Origin of the sequence: Ilumatobacter sp., assembly GCF_049588435.1 — a bacterium.
Taxonomy (GTDB): domain Bacteria; phylum Actinomycetota; class Acidimicrobiia; order Acidimicrobiales; family Ilumatobacteraceae; genus Ilumatobacter_A.
Genome location: NZ_JBAVYV010000308.1, coordinates 1 through 8187 on the forward strand (window position 1 = coordinate 1; position 8187 = coordinate 8187).

An 8187-nucleotide genomic window follows, 5' to 3' on the forward strand; every position below is an offset into this window, starting at 1 on the left:
GACCAACGTCTCGAGCTACACCCCCCGGGCGCCGAAGGCTGCCGGTGCCGGATCGTCGGAAGGCGCTCGCCTCGAAGCGTGGCGCTCCTCCGGATCGGCGTTCCAGGAAAGCCCGGTCACAGGTATCGGGTGGGGCAACCTCGGCACCCATTTCGACCGAGATGCCGCGCTCGGCCTCCGCAACGAACGGATCGCGACATTCGAACACGCCCACAATCAGCTGATCGGCGCCGCGGCCAACGGTGGTCTGATCGGCCTGGCGGCGGTGTGCGCACTGTTCGCCGTGCCGCTCCTCATGTTCGGGAACGCGTTGCGCTCATCCAGCGACCGACAGAGGACGCTCGGGCTGACCGGCATCATCGTGGTCGGCGCATACGCGACGTTCGGTCTCACCGAAGCCATCCTCGAGAACCTCGCCCCGCTCACGGTGCTGGCGGTGATCGTGGCCGCGCTGTGTTCCGAGCTCGGCGCTGTCGCCATCGACGATTCGGCGATCCGGCGGTCGACACGACGGGTTCCCCGCGAGCTGCGCGAATCACCGTGGCGTGTTCAGAATGCTCCCGTCGCCCACTGGACGATCCCGCCGTTCGGCACTCGTCACTGACGGTCAGTCGACCGACAGCGGCGTCACGGTCGCGCAGACGCGACGCAGCATCGCCACCGTCTCCGCGAGCGGCAGACCGATCACGTTGGTGACACTTCCATCGGCGCGCTCGACGAACGCCGCCGCCGCGCCCTGGATGCCGTATCCGCCGGCCTTGTCGTCGGCCTCACCGGTCGCCACGTACCAGTCGATCATCTCGTCGGTGAGCTCGACGAAGGTGACGGCGGTCGAGACGACGATGGTGTCGACGTGTCCGGGTGCGGCGACGGTGACCCCGGTGTGCGCGTGATGTGCCCGCCCGGACAGCAGTCGCAGCATCCTGCGGGCGTCGTCGGCATCGATCGGCTTCTCGAGGATCGCTCCGTCGACCTCGACGGTCGTGTCCGCCGCGATCACGACCTCGGTCGGTCGTACGACTTCGACCGCCTTGCCGATCGACAGCCGACGGACGTACTCGATCGGTGATTCGCCGTCGAGCGGGGTCTCGTCGATGTCGGCAGGCCGCACCTCGAACTCGAGCCCGGCTCCCGTCAGCAGGTCGCTGCGGCGCGGCGAACCCGACGCGAGCACGAGCCGAAACCCCCGTGGGAGCTCGATCATCCCTCAGATCCCCCAATTCGAGCCGTTCTCGTGATCTGTTCCGGCGCTCCGTGCGCGAACAGTTCACGAGATCGCCGGGTGGGTGTGATCATCCGCCGGAGAGAGCCATCACGTCGGCGTCATCGGGGATCGACACGTCCGAGTCGAGCGAGCGACGCGTCTGGCCGTCGAGCCAGCCCTCGGGGATCGCGACTTTGATCGGGCCGTTGGTGTGTCCCCGCTTGATGCGCTCACCTCCCTCGACGACCGTCGTGTCGGCGCCGACCTTGTCGAGCATCGCGGCCAGGATGTCGTCGAGTTCGGCGAGCGACTTGATCAGCGCGAACTGCCGCCGGAACTCGGAGCCGATCGGATAGCCGCTCATGTACCAGCCGGTGTGCTTGCGGAAGTCGCGCATCGCGTGATCCTCACCGAGATGCTGAGCAAGCATCTCGGCATGGTCGGCCATCACGGAAGCGACTTCGCCGAGCGGTCGACTCGGTGGGACCTCGCGACCGTTGAGCGCGTCGACCAGATCACCGAACAGCCACGGTCGACCGAGGCAGCCGCGACCGACGACGACGCCATCGCAGCCGGTCTGTTCGATCATCGCCACGGCGTCGGACGCCTCCCAGATGTCACCGTTGCCGAGCACGGGCATCGACCCGCCGAGCGACAGCATGTGCTCCTTGAGTTCACCGATCGCATCCCAGCGCGCCTCGCCCGAGTAGTGCTGTTCGACCGTCCGAGCATGCATCGCGATCGATGCGACACCCTCCTCGGCGCACACCTCACCGGTGCGCTTGAACGTCAACCAGTCGTCGAACAAGCCCATGCGGAATTTCGTGGTGACCGGGATGCCGTAGGGCGACGCCGCAGAGACCGCAGCGCGCACAACCGCGCGGAGCAGTTCGGGACGGGCGGGGACGGCCGCTCCCCCGCCTCGACGGGTGACCTTCGCAGCCGGGCAACCGAAGTTGATGTCGATGTGATCGACTCGGCCGTCGTCGCAGAGTTGGCGGACGGCATCGCCCATGACCTCGGGGTCGCTGCCGTACAGTTGCTGGCTGCGCGGGTGCTCGTCGTCGGCGAACGTGATCATCCGGTGAGTCTTCGGATTGCCCTGGACCACCGGTGTGGCCATCACCATTTCGTTGACGTAGACCAACCCCGGAGCGAACCGGCGACACAGCGCGCGGAACGGTGCATTCGTCACCCCGGCCATCGGCGCGAGGACCACGGGAGCCGCCAGCTCGTGCCGACCGATCGAGTACGTCATCTTCCCCACAACGGTACCGGCGACGCCGCGGGCCGCGATGTGACTACGGCTCGGGGGTCAGCATCGCCTCGATGATGTGGATGTAACCCGGCGACGCGTTCTCGACGGCGTTGTCGAACTCGGTGATGTCCGCTCCGCCGATCGTCGGCGGATTCGGGCCGAAGTTCAACGGCTGCGGGCCACCGGAGTCGACGGCGATGTCGCTCCGGGTCGACAGGTCGTCTCGGTCGAGCGCACCGACATCGGAGAGGTGTGCACGCATCACGTCTCCCAGGTCGGTGGAGGTGGGATCGAAGCTGTTGAGGAAATCGGTGACGGCATCGTTCGTCGCTGCGAAGAGGGTGAACGGTTGCGTCGACGCCTCGATCTCGCCGAGCACCCCGACCTGGATCAGGAGGTCCCGGAAGCCGGTATAGCCGTTGTCGGTGAGGAACTGGCTCACCGACGGTCCGGTAGGCGCCGCCGTCGTCGGAGCCGCCGTCGTCGGAGCCGCCGTCGTTGGAGCCGCCGTCGTTGGAGCGGCGGTCGTCGGAGCCGCCGTCGTCGGGGGTGCGGTCGTCTCCGGCACCGTCGTGGTTGTCTCCGGAACCGTGGTGGTCTCGGCAACGGTGGTCGGTGCCGGGGTGGCAACCTGGTTCTGCAACGTGCAGGTCACCCGGTCACCCGGACGGAACGAGACGTTCGGGAAGTTGTACGTTCCCACGCCCGGATCCGTCGCCGCGCCATCGCCGAACTGGACCTGGGCTGCGATCACCAGATCGTCGGTCGAGTCGCCACGTTCGAGCTGACATTCCGCACCGATCCCCGACACGGGCTGATCGCCCTCGGGAAACACCGCTTCGACCATCTCGACCCGCGTCGTCCAACCGGAGTCTGCGGCTTCACCGGCGGGTCCCCACCGGAACTCCGCACGGCCGGTCGCGTCGGTCTCCTCGACCGCCGCCTGACCGGCGACCACACCCGCAGGGGTGATCCACACGTAGTTGTCCGCCGCACCCTCCTGAGCCGTCACCGAGACGTTGAGCGATGTGCTCAGCGGCCCGCCGCCGGAATCGGTGCGGAGGATGACCAACGAGACCGGGTCGGTCGACAAGTCCTCGATCGCACCGTCGTCGTCACCTCCGAGCAGGAAGAACAGCAGGATGATCAACCCGAGAATCAGCAGGCCGACCACGATCGCCGCGACCGTCCGCGGATTCTTGTACCAGGGTTCGTCGTCGAACTCCTCCTCGAACGGCACGTCACCGCCGGGCGGGATGACTGCCCCGGGGGGAACGCCCGGGACGATCGGCGGGATCCCCGCACCGGACTGCACCGGATTCGACGGCGGGGTGATCGGAGCGCTGGACATCACCTGTGTCGGGTCAAGCGGTGGGTTCGGGGGGTCAGCCGGGCCACCCGAGGGCATGGCCTGGGTCGGATCGAGCGGCGCAGCACCCGTGGCGCCGGGATCACTCGGTGTTGCGGCCCCGGTCGGGGTCGACGGCTCGCCGGCGAGTCCTCCCAGGCCCGATTCGGAGTTGTCCGCTGGGGGCGGCGCGAAACCGTCATCGTTCGACATGCGGGACATTCTTCCATGTCCGCACCCCCGACTTCGGGACACGGCGCGTGGCCGCGACGACGACGAATCAGACGATCGTGCCGGTCGAATGGCCTCGACGGCTCGCTGAGTCAGTCGATCAGCGGCAGCTTGAGGTTCGGCGTCGCACCGAGATCGAGTGACGACGGACCGTCGGACCTCAACCGGTGCCAGCCGGCCGCGGCGATCATCGCCGCATTGTCGGTGCACATCGCCCGACTGGGGAGGAACCCCTGGATCCCGTCGGCGGAGCACGCGGTCAACAACTCCTCGCGGAGCACGGAATTGGCCGCGACCCCGCCGCCCAGCACGATGCCGGTCGCTCCCACCTGCCGCGCCGCTGCCCGTGCCTTGTGGACGAGGACGTCGACCACCGCCATCTGGAACGACGCAGCGACGTCCCCGTCGCCGACGTCGGGGTGCTTGCGGACGTAGTTCATCACCGACGTCTTGAGCCCCGAGAACGAGAAGTCGAGTCCTGCATCACGCATCGCGCGCGGGAACGCGATCGCTTCGGGATCACCGAGCATGGCGGCCTCGTCGATCGCCGGACCCCCGGGATATCCGAGGTCGAGGAATCGCGCGACCTTGTCGAACGCCTCCCCGGCTGCGTCGTCGATCGTCTGACCGAGCAGCCGGTACCGGCCGTGGTCCTGCATCTCGACCAGCATCGTGTGACCGCCCGACACGAGCAGCACGACGAGCGGGAACTCGAGCGACGGGTCCTCGAGCGACGCCGCATAGAGATGGGCCTCCATGTGGTTGACTCCGATGAACGGCTTGCCCCACGCGAGTGCGAGCGATTTCGCCGCCGACACACCGACGAGCAGAGCGCCGACGAGGCCGGGGCCGACCGTGCACGCGATCGCGTCGATCCGCGACTCGTCGACTCCCCCCTCGACGATCGCCCGCGAGATCACGGGATTCAGCGCGTCGAGGTGTGCCCGAGACGCGACCTCGGGAACGACTCCGCCGAAGTCGGCGTGCAACTCGATCTGTGTCGACACGACGTTCGACACCACGTCGTTGCCACCCATCACCAGTGCGGCGGCGGTCTCGTCGCAGCTCGTCTCGATGCCGAGCACGAGCGTCGATTCGTCGACGACCAGCGCGGTCATCGGTTCTCCCGGAGCGCATCGAGGCGACGCGCGTAGTCGTCGTCGAGAATGTCATGGCACCACATCACGATGGCGTCCTCCACGTTGTCGTAGTACCGCTTGCGGACACCGGCCGGCACGAAACCGAACCGGTGGTACAACTCGTGAGCGCCGGTGCTCGAAACCCTGACCTCGAGTGTCCAGGCGACGCACTCGCGTCGGATGGCCTCGTCGGCGAGCGCGACCATCAGCGTCCTCGCGACCCCGGTGCGGCGCGCGTCAGGATGCACGGCGACGTTCGTGACGTGGGCCTCGTCACCCGTGAACCACAAACCGGCGTGGCCGATCGACGGACCGGACACGCGACCTCGTCCCCCGCCCGACCGGCGACGAGCGGTGAGGTAATAGCGCGATCCGGTGCGGGCCTGCTCGATCTCACTTTGGAACACACGGGTCGACCAAGGCGTCGGGTAGGCGTGCTCCTCGGTGTCGAGGACCCCGTCCTTGAGATCGCGCTTGCGCATCGGCGCGAGCACCAGACCGTTCGAATCGGCCGCATCATCCGGGTCACGTCCGAGCATCCGCTCGATCACGCTCATCGTGCGGCCCGCGTCTTCCAGTTGATCAGCGCGTCGGGAGCACGGAGGTAGACCGGCTCGATCTCGCGCGGGTTGACCCATTCCTCGCGCAGCGCGCGGGAATGAGCGAGTTGCACCAGCGGACTGGCCGACGGGTACGCATCGCCACCGATCTCACAGTGGAAACCCTCGAGGATCTCCTCGCTGTAACGGCGCGCCCCGTCACCGACGCAGAGCGCCTCTTCGTTGCGCGCCATCAGATCGGCCACGACGTCGTCGATCGGGCCGACCTGCGGCTCGGCGACCTGCTGGATCCCCCCGGGCACCTGCTTGTACATGGCGTAGAACACCTCACCCTTGCGAGCGTCGACCACCGGCACGACGACCCGATCGGAGTGCCGGCACGGAAACGCGAGGAGGTCGAGCGACGAGATGCCGATCATCGGGATCCGCAACGCGAGCGCGATCGCCTTCGCCGACGCGAGGCCGACGCGCATGCCCGTGAACAGCCCGGGTCCGACGTCGACTGCGACCACGCTGATCTCGTCCAACTCGATACCGGCCTGCCGACACGTGAACTCGATCGCCGGCACCAGGGTTTCGGCGTGGCGGCGTCCCTTGGTGATCTCGAACAGTCCGATCACACCCTCGTGGCCGCCGATCGCGACACTCACCCGCTCGGTGGCGGTCTCGATTCCGAGGATCAGCATCGGTACTCCTTCAACCCGTCGAGCAGGCTCTGCCATCGCCCGGCCCAGCCGCCGCCGACGGCACCGATCTCGATGTCACGTTTGCCGTCGAGGGACAGCACGTCGCTGTCATCATCGTCGAGGTCGCCATCGTCGAGGTCGCCATCGTCGAGGTCGGCGACGTGGGGGTCGAGGCGCACGACCAGGTGGTCGCCGAACACGTCGACCACGTCGCCCCATTCGATCAGCACGATCCCACCGAACTCGGCCAGCTCGCGCAGCGCCAGGTCGGCGACCTCGCCGGTGCGTTCGAGGCGATACAGATCGGCGTGGTGCATCGTGACCTTGCCGGCACGTGGGCCGTTCTCGATCGGATAGCTGTGCACGAGCGTGAACGTCGGCGACGTGATCCGGTCGGTGACACCCAACGCGGCGCCGAACCCCTGCGCGAAGGCCGTCTTGCCGGCGCCCATCTCGCCCGCCAGCACGATGATGTCGCCGGCGCGGGCGAGCCGGGCAACCGTCGCGGCGATCGCGTTCGTGTCGGCGATCGAACCGGCGTGAAGCGCGATGGAATACTCGGACATCAGTTGTCGATGCTACGGCGCGGAACACGGCCGATTCGCTTCGACACGCCACATACGATCTCGTAGCCGATCGTGTCGAGTGCCGCCGCCCAGTCCTCGGCCCGGATCCGTTCGGTGTGGCCGTCCGGACGGACCTGCACTCCGATCAACGTGACGTCGTCGCCGACGCGCACCTCGTCGTCACCGCAGTCGACCATCAACTGGTCCATCGTGATCACTCCGACGATCGGACGCCGCCGTCCGCCGATCAGCACCTCACCACCGACCCCTGACAACCGCCGCGGGACGCCGTCGGCGTACCCGAGCGGAATCGTCGCGACGGTCGTGTCACGTTCGAACGTGTGGCGGAGCCCGTACGAGATCGCACTCCCCGACCGGACCTGCTTGACGAAGCCGACCCGGGCGCGGAGCTCCATCGCCGGACGCAACCCGTCGCACAGGTGATCGACACCGGGACCCGGTGAGATCCCGTAGATCGCGATGCCGGCACGGACGAACGACCGTCGCGCCTCGGGCCAGGCGAGTCCTCCAGCTGAATTCGCCGTGTGCACGGCCGGAACCGGGGGCAGCTGTGCGAGCGTCTTGTCGAACGTGGCGAGTTGCTGCTCGGTGAAATCGGACGAGACATCGTCGGCGGCGGCGAGATGGGTGAACACCCCGGCCAGACGCAGCGCGGGTGAGCGTTGCACGATCGCGTCGGCGAACGAGGCGGCTGCGTGCGGATGGGTCCCGACCCGCTGCATCCCGGAATCGACCTTCATGTGAACCGGCAGACCGACCGGTCCGGCCGCGACCAGCGCGTCCAGGAACTCGCGTCGGTAGACGGTCGGCGTCAATCGGTGGGCGACGATGTGAGCAGCGGTCTCCGGGGGTTGTTCGGTGAGCACGAGGATGGGAGCGTCGATCCCCGCACGACGCAGCTCGATCCCCTCGTGGACGAAAGCGACGCAGAGACCCTCGGCGCCTGCAGCCATCGCCGTGCGTGCGACATCGGTTGCCCCGTGCCCGTAGCCGTCGGCCTTGACGACCGCCCAGAGCGCCGCCGGCGCGAACCGCTCGCGCAACAGTCGGACGTTGTGGTCGATCGCGTCCAGGTCGATCTCGGCCCACGCCCAGCGCAGGGAGGTACTCATCGCAGCGCACCGATCGCGTCGGGGATGAGGTCGACGATGTCACCTGCGACGAGGCCCTCGCG

The 8187-nt window shown here is 67.8% G+C and carries 9 protein-coding genes; 1 reads left to right on the forward strand and 8 read right to left on the reverse strand.

Annotation, left to right across the window (positions count from 1 at the left end):
* Positions 1-604 (forward strand): O-antigen ligase family protein (locus WBV89_RS11895; RefSeq protein ID WP_423981565.1); only part of this gene is annotated, 604 nt, incomplete at its 5' end.
* Between the two features lie 3 nt (positions 605-607).
* On the opposite strand, the gene WBV89_RS11900 is transcribed toward WBV89_RS11895, so the two are convergent.
* The 8 genes from WBV89_RS11900 to alr all read right to left on the reverse strand — a co-directional run bounded on the left by WBV89_RS11900 (position 608) and on the right by alr (position 8125).
* Positions 608-1204 carry a Maf family protein gene (locus tag WBV89_RS11900; RefSeq protein ID WP_423981566.1) on the reverse strand — a complete coding sequence of 199 codons (597 nt, stop codon included), beginning with the start codon at positions 1202-1204 and terminating at the stop codon, positions 608-610.
* Between the two features lie 88 nt (positions 1205-1292).
* A complete protein-coding gene (gene dusB, locus WBV89_RS11905; RefSeq protein WP_423981567.1) occupies positions 1293-2462 on the reverse strand; it encodes a tRNA dihydrouridine synthase DusB in 1170 nt (389 codons plus the stop codon).
* A gap of 43 nt (positions 2463-2505) precedes the next feature.
* Positions 2506-4023, reverse strand: coding sequence for a fasciclin domain-containing protein (locus tag WBV89_RS11910; protein ID WP_423981568.1), 1518 nt, complete (start codon positions 4021-4023; stop codon positions 2506-2508).
* A 110-nt stretch (positions 4024-4133) separates the two neighbouring features.
* Positions 4134-5159: a tRNA (adenosine(37)-N6)-threonylcarbamoyltransferase complex transferase subunit TsaD gene (gene tsaD, locus WBV89_RS11915; protein ID WP_423981569.1), complete on the reverse strand. Its 1026-nt coding sequence runs from the start codon at positions 5157-5159 to the stop codon at positions 4134-4136.
* A complete protein-coding gene (rimI, locus tag WBV89_RS11920; RefSeq protein ID WP_423981570.1) occupies positions 5156-5737 on the reverse strand; it encodes a ribosomal protein S18-alanine N-acetyltransferase in 582 nt (193 codons plus the stop codon). The genes tsaD and rimI overlap by 4 nt, the downstream gene beginning before the upstream one ends.
* Entirely contained in the window at positions 5734-6426 is a 693-nt protein-coding gene (gene tsaB / locus WBV89_RS11925; protein ID WP_423981571.1) for a tRNA (adenosine(37)-N6)-threonylcarbamoyltransferase complex dimerization subunit type 1 TsaB, read from the reverse strand. Before tsaB ends, rimI begins: the two co-directional genes overlap by 4 nt.
* Positions 6420-6992: a tRNA (adenosine(37)-N6)-threonylcarbamoyltransferase complex ATPase subunit type 1 TsaE gene (tsaE, locus tag WBV89_RS11930; RefSeq protein ID WP_423981572.1), complete on the reverse strand. Its 573-nt coding sequence runs from the start codon at positions 6990-6992 to the stop codon at positions 6420-6422. The genes tsaB and tsaE overlap by 7 nt, the downstream gene beginning before the upstream one ends.
* The gene (alr, locus tag WBV89_RS11935) at positions 6992-8125 is read right to left on the reverse strand and encodes an alanine racemase (RefSeq protein ID WP_423981573.1); all 1134 of its coding nucleotides are present in this window, start codon (positions 8123-8125) and stop codon (positions 6992-6994) included. The genes tsaE and alr overlap by 1 nt, the downstream gene beginning before the upstream one ends.
* Positions 8126-8187: the final 62 nt, after the last annotated feature.

What these genes read in the sequence shown, in the direction of transcription:
- rimI (WP_423981570.1), bottom strand. Translation starts at nt 5,737, where the DNA reads ATGAGCGTGATCGAGCGGATGCTCGGACGTGACCCGGATGATGCGGCC.
- tsaB (WP_423981571.1), bottom strand. Translation starts at nt 6,426, where the DNA reads ATGCTGATCCTCGGAATCGAGACCGCCACCGAGCGGGTGAGTGTCGCG.
- WBV89_RS11900 (WP_423981566.1), bottom strand. Translation starts at nt 1,204, where the DNA reads ATGATCGAGCTCCCACGGGGGTTTCGGCTCGTGCTCGCGTCGGGTTCG.
- dusB (WP_423981567.1), bottom strand. Translation starts at nt 2,462, where the DNA reads ATGACGTACTCGATCGGTCGGCACGAGCTGGCGGCTCCCGTGGTCCTC.
- tsaE (WP_423981572.1), bottom strand. Translation starts at nt 6,992, where the DNA reads ATGTCCGAGTATTCCATCGCGCTTCACGCCGGTTCGATCGCCGACACG.
- alr (WP_423981573.1), bottom strand. Translation starts at nt 8,125, where the DNA reads ATGAGTACCTCCCTGCGCTGGGCGTGGGCCGAGATCGACCTGGACGCG.
- tsaD (WP_423981569.1), bottom strand. Translation starts at nt 5,159, where the DNA reads ATGACCGCGCTGGTCGTCGACGAATCGACGCTCGTGCTCGGCATCGAG.
- WBV89_RS11910 (WP_423981568.1), bottom strand. Translation starts at nt 4,023, where the DNA reads ATGTCGAACGATGACGGTTTCGCGCCGCCCCCAGCGGACAACTCCGAA.